Genomic DNA, 18,266 nt, shown 5'->3' with positions numbered 1-18,266 from the left:
AAAACCAGAGAACTCGGTGTGACTGAAGATACTAGGGGGCTGCTTCGCAACCCAACGGGGGCAAGCCCCCTCGCCACAGGTCAGACCTCGACCGGCACGGTCAGCTTAGGGTTACCGAGCGCATGCGTCTTCGAATCAAAAAAACGCAACGCCACACCCGTCCCCTCGAACACCTTCGCGTAATGCCGCTTCTGATGCTGGATGAACGCTTTGCTGCGCGGGTAAATCGAGATCGCCACCACCTTCGGCTTCGCCAGGCGCAACGCATGAACGATGTGACTGTCCTGCTCGCCAAGGGCATGCCCGAAGATGCACAACCCGTCGCCATGGCCCAGTAACTGGTCGTAACAGAACGACAGGTAATCCGAGCTGCGAATGGTCTTGAGTTTGTCTTGCGCCGGGCCTTCGTTGACGAACAGCGGCACGTCGTCGAGGGTCTTGATCGTATTGTTGATCGCGAAATTGCCGAGCAACGTCCCTTCGGTCGACATCAGTTTGCGCGCCGTGCCGTCCTGATTGCGCACCAGATGCAGGCCGCCGTGCAGGTACAGTAAACGCGGTTTGTCGGTGGCGCTGGCGCTCAGATCGAAGCCGGGTTCGGCACCCTGGAACAGGTCGGTCACGACGTCCGGCCGATGCTGGATCGCCCAATAGCTGAGCAAGTCGTAGTTGGTGGTGAACACCGTTCGATAGCTACCCAGTTCCTGATTGATCGTCGCCAGCGTCGAAGGCTTCACCAGCCGCCACGGGATGTGCACCGCGTGCACGGTGTTGATCAGCGCTTCCTTGATCGCGTAGTAGCGATTGCGCGGTGCCGCAGAGCTGACGGCCAGGGCCTTGTTGACCCGGCTGGTGGTTTTCAACGCCCCAAGCACTTGTTCAAAACTGCGCGTCTGCATCGCGTCGAACACGCTCAGCTCGGACTGGCTCAGCGGTTTTTCTTCGACGGTGCGGGCATTTTCGAACAGCGAGTCGTAGCCGAAGTCGTCCCACACGGCGCGGCTGGCGCCGTTACCCACCAGCAGGCCGCCGAACGAGGCGGTGGTGCGCAAGGCGTTCCAGTCTTCAAGTTGGGCATCGACATCCTGGAAATCGGTCATTGCGTTTGTCGTCTCGAAGCAAAAGGTCTGATGGACGGCGACTTTATCACGCCCGGGCGTTGAGCCAGATCAACATACCGCGTGACTGATCGGTCGACCCTGTGCGCACCCGCCGAATCGGCATTGCCGATTCGGTTTCAGCCAGGAGACTCGCGCATGAGCAGTACGTTTTTCATCCCCGCCGTGAACATCATGGGCACCGGTTGCCTCGACGAAGCCATGGACGCCATTGGCAAGTATGGTTTTCGCAAGGCGCTGATTGTCACTGACGCCGGGCTGGCCAAGGCTGGCGTGGCATCGAGGATTGCCGAGAAACTGGCGTTGCAGGACATCGACTCGGTGACCTTTGACGGCGCCAAGCCGAATCCGAGCATCGCCAACGTCGAGCACGGCTTGGGCCTGCTCAAGGAAAGTCGCTGTGATTTCGTGGTGTCTCTGGGCGGCGGTTCGCCTCACGACTGCGCCAAGGGCATCGCCTTGTGCGCCACAAACGGTGGGACGATCCGTGACTACGAAGGTGTCGATCGGTCGGCCAAACCCCAGCTACCGTTGATCGCGATCAACACCACCGCCGGCACTGCCAGCGAGATGACCCGTTTTTGCATCATCACGGATGAATCGCGCCACGTAAAAATGGCCATCGTCGACCGCAACGTTACCCCGCTGCTGTCAGTCAACGATCCGGAGCTGATGGTCGCCATGCCCAAGGGCCTGACCGCCGCCACCGGCATGGACGCATTGACCCATGCCGTCGAAGCCTACGTCTCCACGGCAGCCAACCCGATCACCGATGCCTGTGCGCTGAAAGCCATCACATTGATCAGCGACAACCTGCGCCAGGCCGTGCAGGACGGCAGTGACATGATCGCGCGGGAAAACATGGCCTACGCGCAATTTATGGCGGGCATGGCGTTCAACAATGCGTCCCTTGGCTACGTTCACGCGATGGCCCATCAGTTAGGCGGGTTCTACGACCTGCCCCATGGTGTGTGCAACGCGGTGCTGCTGCCTCATGTGCAGAGTTTCAACGCACTGGTTTGCGCCCCTCGCCTGACCGACGTTGCCCACGCGATGGGGGCCGACATTCGCGGGCTCAGTCCGGAAGAGGGCGCGCAGGCGGCGATCGCGGCGATCCGCAGCCTGGCCAGGGATGTGGACATTCCCGCCGGTTTGCGTGAGCTCGGTGCCAGGCTCAATGACATCCCGGTCCTTTCCAGCAATGCCCTGAAAGACGCCTGTGGACTGACCAACCCTCGGGCGGCGGATCAGCGGCAGATCGAGGAGATTTTCCGCAGCGCGTTCTAAGCGGTTCGACGGCCGGGCGCGAGCACTACGCAAAGCAGCGCGCCCAAGGCCAGTAAGGTGCATAACGGCGATAACGGCTGGTTTGATCTTCCCTGGATTTCAGCCGCCGATGTCCCGGCCGTGAGCACGTAAAAGCTCGGTGATGAGGCCACAGAAATGGCGGATCAGCGTCGTCCCCATGTCGGCGCGCAGGGTGACTCTGATGGCTGCCTTGCCTTGTGCAACCACCGGGAAAAAGACTGCCGAGGTGAAGAATCCGTGATTGGCCAGTTCAATGGCGATGTTGTTTGCCAGCGATGCCTCACCGCAATTGACCAGTCGAATCGCCATGTTGCTGTTGTGTTGTGCGGTTCGTATGAGGCTGTCAAAGAGGCGGATATTAACCTGAAGCTTTTTCTGCAGCTCGGCGAACTCCAGGGTGTGGTGTAGCTGGATGGATGCCCGGCCCGCGCCAATGGCTGCACTGTTCAGGCTTTGCGACCAGTTGTTGGGGCCGCCGTAACGCGCAATGAGCTTCTTCTGCCGTTCACTGCCCAGCATCACCAGACCGCCGCTGGCGCCGAACGACTTGGCCAGCGAGGCGACGATGAGGCAGTCATCATCCAGGGTATGCAGCCTGGGACGCACAAGACCGGCGCCGAATATTCCTACAGAGGAAAGCGCGTGGGAATCGTCCAGATAGAGAAACAGCCCATAGCGGTCCTTCAGATACAAAAGGCTGTCCATGTCCGCAACCCCGCCCATGCTGTAGGCGCCGTCGGCGACATACGCGACCCTGGTGTGCTGTTGACACAGCGTCTCGAGGAAGTCCATGTCGTTATGCGGGCACGTCACGACCTTCGTTTCATCGGCACAGGCGGCTTTGAGGTGGCTCATCGAGTAATGCGCCAACCGGTCGAAAGCCATCACCGGAGGGCTATTTTCCGTGAATACGCCGCTGGCCAGCAGCGGCAGGATCCCGGCACTTGCCGCGCTGCACGACAGGGCGCTCAGGCAACTGGCGCCGAACAACTCGGACAGTTCGGATTCGTATTGGTCCAGAATCGCCAGTTTGCAGCGGTTCCTGGAATTGGCGATGCGAAGTGTGCCGGTTTCCCACAGCGTGGTCATGGCGCCGTCGAGAATATCGGGATGGTGATCCAGACCCAGGTATGACGTCGTACAGAAATCATGAAACGCTCTCCCGTACTGATCGAGCATGCGGTTGGCACTTTTTATCTCAACGTTGAGCCCCGCGATTTTTCCGGTTTCGGCGGCCTCCCAATCATGATCAGCCAATGAGACGAGTTTGCGGTAGTTGGTGAAGGTGTGCGCCGTGTACGGTATCTGGCTCATGTGCGAGTGACATTCCTTGAGTGAATCTATCCGTGGGTTTGTTGCAGTTTGTGTGTGTTGCCAGACTTTACAGAGAGTCCCGATGGGCTTTGAATCGGCAGTTTCCGGTAGTACTGAGAGTTGTAAGAGAATTAGTTGTAGGGCGATGCCCTGGGGGGCTGTGGGTAATTGGATGGCGGGCACGAATCGAATCCGGGCTATCCTGCCGATTCAGTCGAACCGAAATCATCGAGCCCTGCCATGCTGCAAAAAAGCCTCATCCGCCGCCTCGACCTGATCACTCTCCAGCTGTTTGTGGCCGTCCACGAAGAGGGCACCTTGACCCGTGCCGCCGCCCGCGAAGCGATCGCGGTGTCGGCGGCCAGCAAGCGGTTGATGGAGTTGGAGGAGGCGCTGGGCATCAGCCTGTTCGTGCGCCAGGCCAAGGGCATGACGCTGACGCCGGCCGGTGAAACCCTGCTGCACCATGCCCGGCAGATGCTGTTCAACGTCGAGAAAATGGGCCTTGAACTGGGCGAACACAGCCACGGTGTACGCGGTTATGTGCGGATGCTCGCCAACCTGTCGGCGATCATTCAATTCCTGCCCGAAGACCTGCGGGATTTTTCCGCGCGCCATCCGCAGGTCAAGACCGACCTCGAAGAGCGCCCCAGCAGCGGGGTGATTCAAGGCGTGCTCGATGGCGTGGCGGACCTCGGGATCTGCTCCAGCGACAGCGACGTCAAGGGGCTGCACCGTGTTGTTTATCGCCAGGACAAACTGGTCGTGCTGATGCCAGCCGATCATCCGCTGGCGAGTCGTTCGGCCTTGGCTTTTGCCGACACGCTGGACAGCGATTACGTCGGTCTGCATTCGGCCAGTTCCATCAACATGCGCACCCATGCGGCCGCGCGCAAGGCCGGCAAGGTGCTGAGGTTGCGGATTCATGTGCCGGGGTTCGACGCCATGTGCCGGATGGTCCAGGCCAACATGGGCATCGGCATCCTGCCGCTAAAGGCCTACGAACTGTTTGGCCGGGCGCTGGGGTTGCACGCGGTGCCGCTGACGGATGACTGGTCGGATCGTGCGTTGATTCTGGTGGTGCGCGATGAAGCGGCGCTGTCGCCGGTGAGCCGGATGTTGTTTGAGCATTTGCGTGGCCAGGCCTGACAGTTCTCGATTGCATGGACGGGCCTCTTCTGACTTGAGGTCGCGGTAATCTCCAGCCAGGCATTCGCGTTTCGCGAACGGTCGTTGCCAACAGAAGGTTGGATTCCATGCCACTCGGTCCTCTAGCCTTGGCGCATATTCCAAGAACAAGAGGTACCTCCGCGATGACTGCCCCCTTGAGTGCAATCAAAGTGATCGAGATCGGCACGCTGATCGCCGCGCCGTTTGCCGCGCGCATGCTGGCCGAGTTCGGCGCCGAAGTGATCAAGATCGAAGCCATGGGCCAGGGCGATCCCCTGCGTAAATGGCGCAAGCTGCACGAAGGCACTTCGTTGTGGTGGTACCTGCAATCGCGAAACAAGAAGTCCCTGGCGCTGAATCTGAAATCCCCTGAAGGCATCGAACTGGTCAAACAACTGGCGAGCGACGCCGATGTGCTGATCGAAAACCTGCGCCCCGGCGCCCTGGAGAAACTCGGCCTGGGCTGGGACGTGTTGCATGCCCTCAATCCCAACCTGACGCTGGTGCGCATTTCCGGTTACGGCCAGACCGGCCCGTACCGTGATCGTCCGGGTTTCGGGGCGATCGGCGAGGCGATGGGCGGGATTCGCTATACCACCGGTACTCCCGGTTCGCCGCCGGCCCGAGTGGGGGTGAGTCTGGGTGATTCCCTGGCTTCGCTGCACGCGGTCATCGGTGCCTTGATGTCGCTGCTGCGGGTCAAGACCGGGCAGGGCGGCGGGCAAGTGGTCGATGTGTCATTGGCCGAAAGCGTGTTCAACGTCATGGAAAGCCTGGTGCCGGAATACGACATGCTCGGTCATGTGCGTGAGCGCAGCGGCGGGGCGTTACCGGGTATTGCGCCGTCCAATACCTACCTGACTGCCGACGGTGCCTACGTGGTGATCGCCGGCAACAGCGACCCGATCTACAAGCGTCTGATGGCGGTGATTGGCCGGGCCGACCTGGCCGAAGCGCCGGAGTTTGCGCATAACGATGGCCGCGCCGTTAAAAGTAATGTGCTCGACGCAGCCATTACTCACTGGACCAGCAGCCTGCCCATCGATGAGGTGTTGGCGGCTCTGGAAGCTGCCGAAGTCCCGGCCGGGCGCATCTATTCGGTGGCCGACATCGTTGCCGATCCTCACTATCAAGCGCGGGGCATGCTGCTCAACGCCGAACTGCCGGGTGGTGCCTCGGTGAAGATGCCGGGCATCGTTCCGAAAATGTCCGAGACCCCCGGTGGCGTGAACTGGTCGGGGCCGAGTCTGGGTCAGCACACCGACGGCATCCTCGCGGGGCTGGGCCTGACTGACCAGGACATCGAACGGCTGAAAGCTGAAGGGGTGGTGCAATGATCACTGATTATTCCCAGACGCTGATCGTTCAGGAGGTTTCCCCGCGTGACGGCTTGCAGATCGAGCCTACCTGGGTCGAAACCGCCGACAAGATTGCGTTGATCGATCAGTTGTCGCTGGCGGGTTTCAGCCGCATCGAAGCCGGTTCGTTCGTGTCGCCCAAGGCGATTCCGGCGCTGCGCGATGGCGAGCCAGTGTTCAAGGGCATCGCCCGACAGCCGGGCGTGATCTATGTCGCGTTGATCCCTAACCTCAAAGGCGCACAACGAGCACTGGACTCGGGGGCTGACGAGCTGAACCTGGTGATGTCCGCCAGCCAGACCCATAACCTGGCAAACATGCGGATGCGTTGCGAGGCGTCATTGGCCGCGTTTGGCGAGATCGTCGAGTTCGTTCGCGGCACACCGGTGCGGCTCAACGGCAGCATCGCCACGACCTTCGGATGCCCGTTTGAAGGCACGATCGATGAGGATCGCGTGCTGCAGATTGTCGAGGCTTATCAGGAGCTCGGCATTACGGGCATTACCCTGGCCGACACCACCGGCATGGCCAATCCACGCCAGGTCGACCGCTTGGTGCGACGGGTGTTGCAACGGGTTTCACCGGCTGATCTGACCCTGCATTTCCACAACACGCGCGGCCTCGGCCTGTGCAACGTGCTGGCAGCTTACGAGGCCGGAGCCCGGCGCTTTGACGCAGCCCTCGGTGGTCTTGGCGGTTGCCCGTTTGCACCGGGTGCCTCGGGCAATATCTGCACCGAAGATTTGGTCAACCTGTGCGATGAAGTCGGCATTCACACCGGCATCGACTTGCCGTTGTTGCTGCGATTGTCGCGAGGCTTACCCGCGTTGCTGGGCCATGAAGTGCCCGGGCAGCTCGCCAAGGCCGGACGTAACTGCGACCTGCACCCGACACCCTCCTGAACTCACCGAACAAACACTGTAGGAGCGAGGCTTGCCCGCGAAAGCGGTCTGACATTCAGCATCGATGGAGGCCGACACACCGCCTTCGCGGGCAAGCCTCGCTCCTACAAAAGCCACAACGAACCAGACAACAAAAACAATCGGACGCCCACGGGACGTCTGCCTGGAGAAACCACGATGAGCCTCAATGTTCTGGAGGCGGGCGTGAGCCCGTCCGTTAGTCACGACGCCGAAAAAGCCCTGGTCCGCAAAGTCGCCTGGCGACTGATGCCGCTGATCATGGTCTGCTACCTGTTCGCATTTTTCGACCGCATCAACATCAGCTTCGCCAAGTTCCAGTTGCAGGCCGACCTGAGCCTGAGCGATACCGCTTACGGCCTCGGCGCCGGGCTGTTTGTAGTCGGTTATGTGATCTTTGAAGTGCCGAGCAACATGATGCTTTACAAGGTGGGTGCCCGGCGCTGGATCGCCCGGATCATGATGTCGTGGGGGCTCGCGACGGCGGCCATGGTCTTCGTCAACAGCGAATGGCAGTTCTACGCCCTGCGTTTCGTGATCGGCGCGATGGAGGCGGGTTTTGCGCCGGGCGTGCTGTATTACCTGACGCTGTGGTTCCCGCAGCACTATCGCGGGCGCATCACCTCGATGCTGTTTCTCGCGTCGGCGTTTGCCGGGCTGGTTGGCGCACCGTTCTCCGGGTTGGTGCTGCAACACCTTGATGGCTTCCTCGATATGCGCGGCTGGCATTGGCTGTTTCTGCTCGGTGGCGTGCCTTGCATCGGCCTCGGTTTGTTGGTGCTGACCGTGCTCAAGGACCGCATCGAAGATGCCCATTGGTTGACCCCGTCGGAGAAGACACTGCTCGCCAGCCGTATCGCGCACCACGAACCCCACAAGAGCGGCGGCTCCTTGCTGGCCGCACTCCGGATTCCGGGTTTCCTGATGCTGGGGCTGATCTACTTTCTGATTCAGGTGGCGTCCTACGGCTTGAATTTCTGGGCGCCGCAACTGATCCGCAGTGCCGGCACCGAGAGCCCGGTGATGATCGGCTTGCTGACCGCCATTCCCTACATCTGCGGCGCCATCAGCATGGTGGTGATCGGGCGGTTATCCGATGCCACCGGCGAGCGGCGCAAGTTTGTCGCAGGTCTGGTGGCGGCAGGCGCGGTGGGTTTCTTCTGCGCAGGAATTTTCGCCAACCACACGACGTTCCTGATTGTTGCCCTGGGCTTGCTCGGTGCCGGGATCATCGCGTCCATCCCGAGCTTCTGGACCCTGCCACCGAAACTGCTGGCCGGTGCCGGGGCAGGCGCCGCTGGCGGGATCGCGGTGATCAATACCCTTGGCCAGTTCGGTGGGATCGTCAGCCCGGTCATGGTCGGGCGGATCAAAGACCTGACCGGCAGCACCACCCCGGCGCTGTACGTCATCGGCGTCGCCGCGCTGATCGCCGCTGCGTTGTTGCTGTGGGGGTTGCCGCAGAAGCTGCGCACGCTCGACAAGTTCTGAAGTTCGCGGCGTCAGAAATACCGCTTTCGCGAGCAAGCCCGCTCCCACATTGACCGCGTCGGGCACAGGATTCGTGCCCGCCGCCACTCCCTGTGGGAGCGGGCTTGCTCGCGAAGACTGACTCTCAGCCAACAAAGCCCCCGTCGGCTGTACGCTCAAGGATGTTTAAGCTTTACTCTCCGCTCGCGACCACCCAGAGAGACTCAAGGTTACCCAACCCATGCTAACCGGCCTCAACCACCTGACCCTCGCCGTCACTGACCTGAACCGCAGCGTGGCGTTCTATCGCGATCTGCTGCAACTTCAGCTTGAAGCCACTTGGGACACCGGCGCCTATCTCTCGCTACCCGGTCTGTGGCTGTGCCTTTCTTTCGATCCACGGCGCGAATCCACGCCCGCCGCCGACTACACCCATTACGCCTTCAGCCTCGAAGCTGTGGACTTCCTGCCGTTCGTCGAACGCCTGCGATCCGCCAACGTGCGGGAATGGCGGGATAACCGCAGCGAAGGTGCGTCGTTCTATTTTCTCGACCCGGACGGGCACAAGCTCGAGGCGCATGTCGGGTCTCTGGCGTCGCGGCTGGCGGCTTGTCGGCAGCGACCCTATGCGGGGATGAAGTTCTTCGACGATCAGTGAGTCGATGTTCGGCGTCCTGAGATAGAATTGCGCCCCTTCACCCGGCGTCCTCAGGAATTTCCATGACACCATCGCTGCTAATGGCCGTTCTCGCCTCGGGTTTCATTTATGGCATTACGCCGGGGCCCGGTGTGCTGGCGGTGTTCGGCATCGGCGCGGCACGCGGACGGCGGGCCGGGGCGGGGTTTCTGTGCGGGCATTTGCTGGGCGACGTGGTCTGGTGCAGCACTGCACTGATCGCGATTGTCGGTGCGCGGGAAATCGGCAGCACTGCCTTCGATGTGCTGGGTGTGCTCAGCGGGCTTTACTTGTTCTGGCTGGGCCTGCGCGCGGTTCGCGCTCGTCGCGCCAGTGCCGAGGCGCCTCAGGGCCCGGCGCGGCAGCCATTCTGGCACGGCATCCTGTTCGGCCTGACCAACCCCAAGGCATACCCGGTGGCGGTGGCGACGTTTACAGCACTGTTGTCCAGCCGTGCAGAGTTGCTGCATTGGTCAATGTTGCCCTGGTTGATCATCTTGAGCTTCATTGGTGGCCTTTTGGCCTACGCTATTCTCATTGGCATCGTCGGTGCGCGTCAGGTGCGCACGTTGTATCAGCGTCATGAACTGGCGATCACCCGCTTGTGCGGGGTCATGTTCATCGGTTTCGCCATCAATGCCCTGGTGCATGCGCTTCCGGGGTTGGTGACGAACAAGGCTTGAGGCTGAACGCAGGGAAGCGTCGGCTGCACAGTCATCGCTCGGGCGTATGACCGGTCAGGGAGGGTTGTTCAATGTTGCATTGTCCGGACATGCTCTCGGCATCATGGAAACCAGAAATTCCGCGCCACTGGCGAGCTACATCGATCTCTTGCTGGACGCCGTCTGTGCGGTGGACAAACAAGGTCGCTTCGTATTTGTCAGCGCGGCCTGCGAGCGCATTTTCGGTTACACCCCCGACGAGCTGATCGGCCAGTCGATGATCGACCTGGTTCACCCTGCCGACCGACAGCGTACCCTCGACGCCGCGCGGGAGATCATGGGGGGCGAACCCAAGCTCAACTTTGAAAATCGTTACCTGCGCAAGGACGGTCGGGTGGCGCACATTCTCTGGTCGGCACGTTGGTCGGAGGTCGATCAGTTGCGTATCGCCGTGGCGCGCGACATCACCGAGCGCAAACAGGCCGAGTCCCGACAAGCGGCGCTGTATGCGATCTCCGAAGCGGCCCACGCGGCGGAAGATTTGCTGGCGCTGTTCAAACGCATCCATTCGATCATCGGCGAATGGCTGCCGGCGTTGAATTTCTCCGTGGCACTGTATGACGAGCACTGCGCGCAGCTGAATTTCCCCTATCACGTTGACGACCATGAGCTGCAACCCGAGGATCCCGGGACTGTTACCGGGCGTTTGTGCGCAGAAGTGATTCGCAGTGGCTTGCCGATCCTGCTGACCCCGGATCAGGACAATCTGCCGGAGGGGTTTGCAGCGTTGGTCGAGGGCCAGGACTCACCCTGCTGGTTGGGCGTGCCGTTGAGTTCGCAAAACGGCACCATCGGCGCGCTGATCGTCAAAAGCGTGCCGGGCGGCGAGCGCTACACCGAACAAGACAAGGAGTTGCTGCAGTATGTTTGCGCCCAGGTCGCGACCGCGATCGAACGCAAGCAATTGCACGCCCGGCTCCAGCGCATGGCCCAGTACGATCAGCTGACTCAGCTGCCCAATCGCGAATTGCTGCGTGAACGCCTCAAAGCTTCGCTGGCGCTGGCCCGGGCAGACTCCGGTCGCATGGCGTTGCTCTATGTCGACCTCGACCGCTTCAAGCAAGTCAATGACACCTTCGGTCATGCGGTCGGCGACATGCTGCTGCAAGCGGTCTCCAATCGGCTCAAGGGCTGCGTGCGCGAAACCGACACGGTGGCGCGCATTGGTGGTGATGAATTTGTCGTGTTGTTGCACAACATCCACGCCGCCGAAGATGCCGAGAATGTGGCGGGGAAAATCCGCCAAGTGCTGGTTCAGCCCCTGCGTCTGGACGGGCACAACCTGACGATCCAGCCGAGCATCGGCGTCGCGCGATACCCCGAACATGGCACCGAAGAAAAGCAGCTGTTCAGGCATGCCGATGAGGCAATGTACGCTGCCAAGCGCCAGCACCATTCACGTCTCGGTGTCTGAAAATCCGTCACCGTTCGTCGCGGCGCTGCCAGGTTTTCTAAACCTTTTCAGGCATGGAAATTCATATCCTATGCGGGCGTCTGCTCGCTGTGATCATCACCAAGAGGATGAGAACCATGCCTACTTCAAAACATCCGACCCCGGGTAGCGCCATCGATCGAACGAAGGCGTCTGAAGCCGGTCGCAAAGGTGGGAAAACTACCACGACGACTGTTGATAAAGACCCTGCCAAAGGCGGCATGGGCCGCAAAGGCGGTCAGAAAACTCCGTAATGGGTGAAGGTAGTTTTGTTTAATGGACGGGGGCGCAAGCTCCCGTTTGAATTTCAAGAAGGAGGGCGCGACCATGAGCTGGATGGCCACCCGTTTACGCAATGCCGGTTTTGCCACGTTACTGGGCCTGTGCGCCACCAATGCCTTTGCCCAGTCTCCCGCCGAATTCGTCAATGAGGCGTCGGCCCAAGGCATGGCCGACATCGAAGCCAGCCGCCTGGCGCACCAGAAAACCGCATCCAAAGAGGTCAAGGATTACACCATCGTGGTGATCAACGATCGCACCACCGCCAACCAGCATCTGGCGAAAATTGCCAAGCAACTCGATTTACCGGTCGCACCACGCGAAGAAGTGGTCGACAAGGCCAAAGCCTTGATACCGGAGATTAAGGACGATACCTCTTTCGATCAGGCGTACGTCGACAGTCAGGTAAAGACCACCCAGGAAGCCATCGAGCAACTTCAACAACAAGCGCAGACAACGGACGTGCCGCAAATCAAAGCGTTCGCCGAAGAAACCCTGCCCAAGCTGCAAAACCATCTGCAAATGGCCAGGGCGCTGCAAGCCAGTCGTTAGCTGCATGCCCCGCGATTGACGTTGGTCACTCGCGGGGGCATGGCTCAGCATTGATTCAAATCTCCGATTGGATCGGTTGATGAGGTTTACGATTATTCGGACCACTTGAAGAAGACTGTTGGCTATTACGACTAGCACTGTTGGATACGTACCATAAAAAGAACCGGCCTTTGAGGCCGGTTTTTTGTGGCGCGCCGTAGAGGTATTGAATGCATCTTAGAGGCCTGACGTTTGACATGAGAGACTTGGCCAGGCTTGCCAGAACAGCCTTCGATGGAAGGGTTAGACCTCAGGGGGCAGACAGCGCTCAGCCTTAGGGGCAGGTAGCCAGAGGCCAACCGATGCGCGCAGCACTGAGGAGGCTGGCCTTAACAACCAAGCGGTGAAATGGGGCAATAACGAAGATGTAGGCCCGGCCTAGACGGTTGTGGCACTGGACCACGGTTGAAAAAACGAGTTGGCGACTGCCTTCTGGCCCTGCCTCTCCAGAACATAGGATCGATATCCGGAAGTCGAGGTGCTTGTCGTCCTCTCCCAACACGATTTCAGTCTGGTTCGTGCTGTAGACCTTGAAAATTCCAATCCGATTAGCAAGTGATGCCAAATGTTTGGCTGTCTTGAGACCAAAACAGGCAGCGATAGTGTCTCGGACTTTCATGAGCCATCCGATCCAGGATGGCTGGTGGGAAAGGATGAATCGAGCTAGCAAATCTGGATTGCTGGATGTGCCCGCAGGGAGCCGAATCGCAAAAGCGTCCGCCAGGTTCATTGACTTGTAAAGGTGGGTGATGCCGGACCTCGAGGGGACTGGCACGGACATAATGAGCTCAAATTCTCGGGGCATCGGGGATCTCTCCTGAGTTCTAACTACCAATTAGACGACATGCCATGTCGCGTCTCTTGTTGCGATGGTTTGTCGTGTAACGCTCCTTGTCGCCCTGTAAGTGCTTGTCGGATACTGAACCCGATCAAGGCATCATAGAGCTCTTGCTGCCCGGCTGGCAGAACAGGGAGCAACGTCGCACGGCGCTTGTCGACATCGAACCAGGATTCAACCAACCATCCCACCAGATAGAGCGCCGAAAGGCATCCGCCAGCGGTTGCAACGTTCCCCTGGCATACAAGAGGCTGGTCCAGGGGCTCAAGTCCCAGAGCTTGCAAGCTCGATCGTGCATCCGGATGTGTAGTTGCTTGGCCGCTGAGTAGCCCAAGCCGTTCGAGAATGAAAGCTCCGGCGCATATGGAGCCGATTCGCTGGCGTCTGGAGTCAAGTTCAAACGACGGCAGGAAATCTGGGGCGGCAAGTGCAGCGGGTATCCCTTCCTTGCCGCTGACGAACAATACCGCGTCGGCGCTATTGGCCTCGGAAAGCGGACCGTGCACCGAAACAGGCAGGCCGTGCGCCGATCGCACGATAGAGCTGGAACCCAATATTCGGACGTGCCAGTCCTCGGTGTTGCGGCCTAAGATGTCCCACATCAGGAATAGGTCGATATCAGTGAATTGGTCGAAAGCAACCAGAACGATTTTCTTCAAGGCGAGCTCCATGAAAAGTGCTGGCGTGCAAAACGCAACGGCCATCTTTGCCGGTGTTCGCAGCGTATCAATCGGTTGCGCACCATACACAGTCTGTATGGCGCTAAACATGGAGCGAAATAACGGGTGAGAAAACTAACTCGTAACCATTGGATCGCGGCTGGTTTTGAGGCTCTCGACCAAATCGGGCACATTGGCGTTTCGGCCGAGAGTCTATCGCGCCGATTGAATGTGACCCGCGGATCGTTTTATCACCATTTCCGCAATCGCGAAGACTTTGTCCGCACCTTGCTGGCCGCTTGGGAAGAAGACTACACGGAGCGCATGCTCGCTTATGCGGCGCAGGGTCGTAGCGCGGGCGAAACCTTGAAACGCTACTTGAGTATTGCCGCTGAGAAACAACCTGGGCGGGAAATTTCCATCCGAGCCTGGTCGCTGCATGATCCGTTGGTAGGCGAGTTTCAGCAGCGTGTTGATACAAGACGACTGGACTTCGCGATACGCACGTGCCGCCGCTTGGTCCATATGCCAGGCCAAGCAGAAGTGATTGGTCAGGTGGCCCATCTGTGCCTGATTGGTGGTCAACAGGCAGGGCTGCGGCGTGATGCTGCTCGCTTCAACGGTTTCCTGCATCGAGCCTTTTCACTTTTCGAAGGGGCTCTTCCACCGTGGCGGGCCTAAGTCATGAGTTAAATGGGGTAACTGAATAAATAGAGTTCGCGTGCCACTGCCAATGCGCGCCACTGGTCTCCTAGGGCTAAAAACAGGACAAATGAGGTGAGGATTGACAGGCGAATGTAATCAGGTGCGCAACTGGAATGCAGTTTCGCACCTGAAAACTATTGGAGGTTGATTGATACTCCAGACCTGACGAAATGCTGGATTAATGCAATAACGAGCGGCGCCTCGCATAGGCAAAGTAGATCACCAGGCCAATTGCCAACCACGCCCCAAATGCCAGCCAGGTCGTCTGCTTGAGGAAGGTCATCAAGGTTACGCAGAACGCGATGGCGAGCAATGGAACAATGGGCACGCCCGGGCATCTGAATGCGCGAGGAAGATCAGGTCGGGTCTTGCGCAATACGATCACTGCCACCGAGATCAGACTGAATGCGGCCAACGTACCGATGTTGATCAACTCGGCGAGGACGTTCAGCGGAATCAGTGCCGAGATCAGCCCGAAGACTATTCCGACCATCCAGGTGGCGAAAAATGGGGTGCCGAATCGTGTATGAACCCTGGAAAGGCGCTGGGGAAGCAGTCCGTCGCGCGACATTGCGTAGATGATCCTGGTTTGACCGTAAGCCATCACCAGAATGACAGTCGTCATGCCAACGATCGCGCCTAAATCAACGAACCCGGCAACCCAGCTTTCACCGGCATGTTGCAACGCCAATGAAACCGGATGATCAACGCCAAGGAATTGGGCATAGGGCACGATGCCGGTCATGATCATTGAAACGGCAACGTACAACACCGCACAAACGGCCAAGGAACCGATAATACCGATGGGGAGGTCACGCGCCGGTTTTTTCACTTCTTCGGCGGCAGAGGAAACCGCATCGAAACCAATAAAAGCAAAAAAAACCAAGGCAGAAGCACTCAAAATGCCATTGACGCCGAAGGGAGAGAAAGGTTGCCAGTTAGCCGGCTGAACATGTCGCACACCAACGGCGATGAAGAGCAGCACCACGGCGATTTTGATGATCACCATCACGTTGTTTACGCGCGCGGATTCCTTGATGCCTATAGAAAGCATCCAGGTAATCGCCAGCATAATCACCAGCGCGGGTAGGTTGAACCAGGTTTCCACGCCAGGCAAAGAGCCTGGAGCCGCCGTAAGCACAACCGGAAGATTCAGCCCGAATCCGCTCAGCAGGGACTGGAAGTAACCCGACCACCCAACAGACACAGCCGAGCTGGCCAGTCCGTATTCGAGCATCAGATCCCAGCCGATCATCCAGGCCACCAACTCTCCCAGCGTCGCGTAGCTGTAGGTGTAAATCGAGCCTGCTACCGGTACAGATGAGGCGAACTCGGCATAACAGAGCGCTGCAAATGCACAGGCCAACGCTGCTAACAGGAATGAAACCGTGAGGGCTGGTCCCGCAGTCAATGCGCCGGTTCCGGTCAATACAAAGATGCCCGTCCCCACGATTGCACCGATACCAATCAGGACCAAATCCATCGGCCCCAGCACTTTTTTCAACCCGGCAGGCGCTCGGGCAGCAGCAATCATTGCGTCCAGGTCTTTTGTTCTGAAAATGCTCAATATTGCCTCCGTTGTTACTTATTTTTATTGTCAGAGCCAGTGGCTTTGGTGTCGGAAATGACAAGAAATTGTATTTCAGTGCCTCGAAAATTAGTTTTCGAAACGGGTCTGTATTTAGTTATTTTTCAGTCGTTAATTATCCAAAATGTGTTCTTTATGTAATTTTCTTTCTAGTATTTGTAGTTTCTAGAAATGGATGCTTGATCAAGGACCTGCGGGATGGGGCCAATCGCCCAACCGCGTACGCATTGTTAAAGGGAGAGAACACATGGCGGAAATGGATAAGGTTGATCGTTCAATTCTGGACATTCTGCAAATGAATGGTCGCCTGACGAACGCCGAGATCGCCGCTCGTGTTTGCCTGTCAGCGCCAGCCTGCTGGAAGCGCCTGAAGCGCCTGGAAGAGGAGGTGATTGTCGGGTATCACGCGCACTTGAACCCGAAGACCATAGGGCTGGGACTTTTCGCTTTCATCAGCGTCACCCTCGATAGTCACTCCGAGCACGCCATGGAACATTTCGAAGCGGGCGTCCTGGCGCTGCCCAACATTATTGCCTGTCACAAAGTGTCGGGGAAATACGACTACCTCCTGCAGGTAGTCGTCAAAGACATGGAGGCATTCCATGAACTCGCCATGCATCGCGTACGTACGCTCGGCAATATCAAGGAAATGTACACCGGTTTTTCGCTCAAGGAGATCAAGCACTGCAATACCTTGCCACTGTAGGTGCCTGGACTTGCTCGTTTCCGTACGTACGGTGGTGTGAGAGGACGACGGCTGTGAAGCCGCCTCCTACTCGATAATCTTTATTCACGCCGACAGCGTCACCTCAGTCTTCCAGCTGAAATACCCGAGCGCTTCGCAGCGCTGGTTGATCAGCATGAAGCTCAGTTCGCAGGTTGCCACGCCCGTGCTCAGTTGCGGCGAGCACTCCCAATAATGATCATCGGCCTTGTGGCTGCCCGGCTGGTTCGGGTTGGCGGGGTCGGGCGCGGGGACGGTCTGGTCGCCATGGACGATCAGCTTGGGCGGAGAAAGGATCCCGGTATCGTCCACCGTGATGTTGTGGAATACCACGCTGTGTTCGGCGAGCAAACTGACGGTCCTGCCGCGAATATGAAAGACTTTTCCGTTGTTGGTGGTCAGTGTGATTTTGCTGTCGTTTTTAATATTTTCTGCTGCTGATGTAGCGCTGATGCCGAAGATGAAACCATCTTCAATCACGGTCGGCTTTTGCGGGTCAAGGCTGGGTTGCGGATAGCGCGAAAGCAGCGATTCGGCATCGACGATCAGCAGCACGCTATTGGCGGTCACGGTACTCGCCGAAGGGGGGGTAATCGGTTCGGAAGTCATCATGGATTCCTTTCATGATGTTGACGCAAAACGGTAACCGCTTCGGTTTCAAGCAAGACATCCTGTTCCAGCCGAGGCGGCAACGGACGGGGTGACCCCTTGTTGCCAAGGGGTCCGCCATCGTCAATTACGGATGGTAATGAACGGATCCCACGAGCAGCAGCCGACAATCTGGCAGTTGCGATCCACGATCAGGAAGTTGAAGTGATAGGTCACGCTGCCGCACGCAAGGGTTTCCGAAGACCAGTAATAGTTATCGACTTTCTGGCAGCTGGGCACCGACGGGTTGCTGGTATTCGGAACGGCGACGCAGGCGGTAGCCTTGCGTGGCGTGGGCGTGGAGATCAACTCGTTGCCGGCGTTACCGATGAACTTGTAGAAAACCACTGCAGTCTCGAAGCTCTGCGACAGGCTGGTTTCACGCCAGCGAATCAAGTCGCCTACCTGGGCTTTCAAGTTGAGCTCGCCACCGGCCTGGCCACTCACCACGTTGTTCTGATTGGTCACCATGTACACATGATTGACGTCGATCATCGTCGGCGCAGCAGGGTTTTTGCTGATGTTCGGGTAGTTTTTCAGAATGGTTTCAGTGTCGATGGAAACAAGTACATCCGTGACTCGAGACATAGTGAAGCTCCTTTTAACAATAGTGATTGTCTGGCTACTTACCAGGCACGACAACGCTTGTTTGCCTTGTGGCCGTTGCGAACACACTACTGGGGAACCCACTCGATCTCGGGGGACGAGCTGGCCTTGCTCCTTGCCTTGAAATGACGGGTTGGGTT

At 58.6% G+C, this 18,266-nt stretch carries 19 protein-coding genes; 12 read left to right on the top strand and 7 right to left on the bottom strand.

Annotated features, from left to right (window positions below):
• Positions 1-80 precede the first annotated feature (80 nt).
• Positions 81-1,100: a DUF4917 family protein gene (locus tag AF70_RS13055; protein ID WP_028939275.1), complete on the bottom strand. Its 1,020-nt coding sequence runs from the start codon at positions 1,098-1,100 to the stop codon at positions 81-83.
• Positions 1,101-1,256: 156 nt separating this feature from the next.
• Between AF70_RS13055 and yiaY the strand changes: the two genes are divergently transcribed.
• Complete coding sequence (gene yiaY / locus AF70_RS13050; protein WP_028939276.1) at positions 1,257-2,405, top strand: L-threonine dehydrogenase; 1,149 nt, start codon at positions 1,257-1,259, stop codon at positions 2,403-2,405.
• Positions 2,406-2,504: 99 nt separating this feature from the next.
• Here yiaY and AF70_RS13045 read toward each other — a convergent pair whose 3' ends face one another.
• Positions 2,505-3,740, bottom strand: coding sequence for an aminotransferase class I/II-fold pyridoxal phosphate-dependent enzyme (locus tag AF70_RS13045; RefSeq protein WP_028939277.1), 1,236 nt, complete (start codon positions 3,738-3,740; stop codon positions 2,505-2,507).
• 240 nt (positions 3,741-3,980) lie between these two features.
• Between AF70_RS13045 and AF70_RS13040 the strand changes: the two genes are divergently transcribed.
• The 9 genes from AF70_RS13040 (at position 3,981) to AF70_RS13000 (ending at position 12,319) form a co-directional block, all read left to right on the top strand.
• Complete coding sequence (locus AF70_RS13040; protein ID WP_028939278.1) at positions 3,981-4,889, top strand: LysR substrate-binding domain-containing protein; 909 nt, start codon at positions 3,981-3,983, stop codon at positions 4,887-4,889.
• Between the two features lie 164 nt (positions 4,890-5,053).
• Entirely contained in the window at positions 5,054-6,247 is a 1,194-nt protein-coding gene (locus tag AF70_RS13035; RefSeq protein WP_028939279.1) for a CaiB/BaiF CoA-transferase family protein, read from the top strand.
• Positions 6,244-7,170, top strand: coding sequence for a hydroxymethylglutaryl-CoA lyase (locus tag AF70_RS13030; RefSeq protein WP_019580878.1), 927 nt, complete (start codon positions 6,244-6,246; stop codon positions 7,168-7,170). Before AF70_RS13035 ends, AF70_RS13030 begins: the two co-directional genes overlap by 4 nt.
• A 177-nt stretch (positions 7,171-7,347) precedes the next feature.
• Positions 7,348-8,679: an MFS transporter gene (locus AF70_RS13025; RefSeq protein ID WP_019580877.1), complete on the top strand. Its 1,332-nt coding sequence runs from the start codon at positions 7,348-7,350 to the stop codon at positions 8,677-8,679.
• Between the two features lie 220 nt (positions 8,680-8,899).
• Positions 8,900-9,316 carry a fosfomycin resistance glutathione transferase gene (gene fos, locus AF70_RS13020; RefSeq protein WP_028939280.1) on the top strand — a complete coding sequence of 139 codons (417 nt, stop codon included), beginning with the start codon at positions 8,900-8,902 and terminating at the stop codon, positions 9,314-9,316.
• A gap of 62 nt (positions 9,317-9,378) precedes the next feature.
• Complete coding sequence (locus tag AF70_RS13015) at positions 9,379-10,017, top strand: LysE family translocator (protein WP_007935730.1); 639 nt, start codon at positions 9,379-9,381, stop codon at positions 10,015-10,017.
• Between the two features lie 103 nt (positions 10,018-10,120).
• Complete coding sequence (locus AF70_RS13010) at positions 10,121-11,470, top strand: sensor domain-containing diguanylate cyclase (protein WP_026286478.1); 1,350 nt, start codon at positions 10,121-10,123, stop codon at positions 11,468-11,470.
• A 116-nt stretch (positions 11,471-11,586) separates the two neighbouring features.
• The gene (locus tag AF70_RS13005; RefSeq protein ID WP_081791039.1) at positions 11,587-11,742 is read left to right on the top strand and encodes a stress protein; all 156 of its coding nucleotides are present in this window, start codon (positions 11,587-11,589) and stop codon (positions 11,740-11,742) included.
• A gap of 73 nt (positions 11,743-11,815) precedes the next feature.
• Positions 11,816-12,319 (top strand): DUF4142 domain-containing protein, encoded by a 504-nt coding sequence (locus tag AF70_RS13000; protein ID WP_028939281.1) that lies wholly within the window; start codon positions 11,816-11,818, stop codon positions 12,317-12,319.
• 313 nt (positions 12,320-12,632) lie between these two features.
• Here the strand turns inward: AF70_RS13000 and AF70_RS12995 are convergent, their stop codons facing one another.
• Together AF70_RS12995 and AF70_RS12990 are read right to left on the bottom strand one after the other, a co-directional pair.
• Complete coding sequence (locus AF70_RS12995) at positions 12,633-13,163, bottom strand: DUF2867 domain-containing protein (RefSeq protein WP_028939282.1); 531 nt, start codon at positions 13,161-13,163, stop codon at positions 12,633-12,635.
• 23 nt (positions 13,164-13,186) lie between these two features.
• A complete protein-coding gene (locus AF70_RS12990) occupies positions 13,187-13,855 on the bottom strand; it encodes a DJ-1/PfpI family protein (RefSeq protein WP_026286477.1) in 669 nt (222 codons plus the stop codon).
• A gap of 126 nt (positions 13,856-13,981) precedes the next feature.
• Between AF70_RS12990 and AF70_RS12985 the strand changes: the two genes are divergently transcribed.
• A complete protein-coding gene (locus AF70_RS12985; RefSeq protein WP_081625760.1) occupies positions 13,982-14,536 on the top strand; it encodes a TetR/AcrR family transcriptional regulator in 555 nt (184 codons plus the stop codon).
• 202 nt (positions 14,537-14,738) lie between these two features.
• On the opposite strand, the gene AF70_RS12980 is transcribed toward AF70_RS12985, so the two are convergent.
• Positions 14,739-16,127, bottom strand: coding sequence for an amino acid permease (locus AF70_RS12980; RefSeq protein WP_026286476.1), 1,389 nt, complete (start codon positions 16,125-16,127; stop codon positions 14,739-14,741).
• A gap of 268 nt (positions 16,128-16,395) precedes the next feature.
• On the opposite strand from AF70_RS12980, the gene AF70_RS12975 reads away from it, so the two are divergent.
• On the top strand, positions 16,396-16,854 hold the full coding sequence (locus AF70_RS12975) for an Lrp/AsnC family transcriptional regulator (RefSeq protein WP_028939283.1): 459 nt from the start codon (positions 16,396-16,398) through the stop codon (positions 16,852-16,854).
• Between the two features lie 84 nt (positions 16,855-16,938).
• Here AF70_RS12975 and AF70_RS12970 read toward each other — a convergent pair whose 3' ends face one another.
• Entirely contained in the window at positions 16,939-17,481 is a 543-nt protein-coding gene (locus AF70_RS12970) for an AidA/PixA family protein (RefSeq protein WP_028939284.1), read from the bottom strand.
• A 123-nt stretch (positions 17,482-17,604) separates the two neighbouring features.
• Positions 17,605-18,108 (bottom strand): inclusion body family protein, encoded by a 504-nt coding sequence (locus tag AF70_RS12965; RefSeq protein ID WP_019580873.1) that lies wholly within the window; start codon positions 18,106-18,108, stop codon positions 17,605-17,607.
• Positions 18,109-18,266 lie beyond the last annotated feature (158 nt).

It is taken from the genome of Pseudomonas sp. KD5 (assembly GCF_012932895.1).
GTDB lineage: Bacteria > Pseudomonadota > Gammaproteobacteria > Pseudomonadales > Pseudomonadaceae > Aquipseudomonas.
This window is presented reverse-complemented; position numbering and strand designations above follow the sequence as displayed.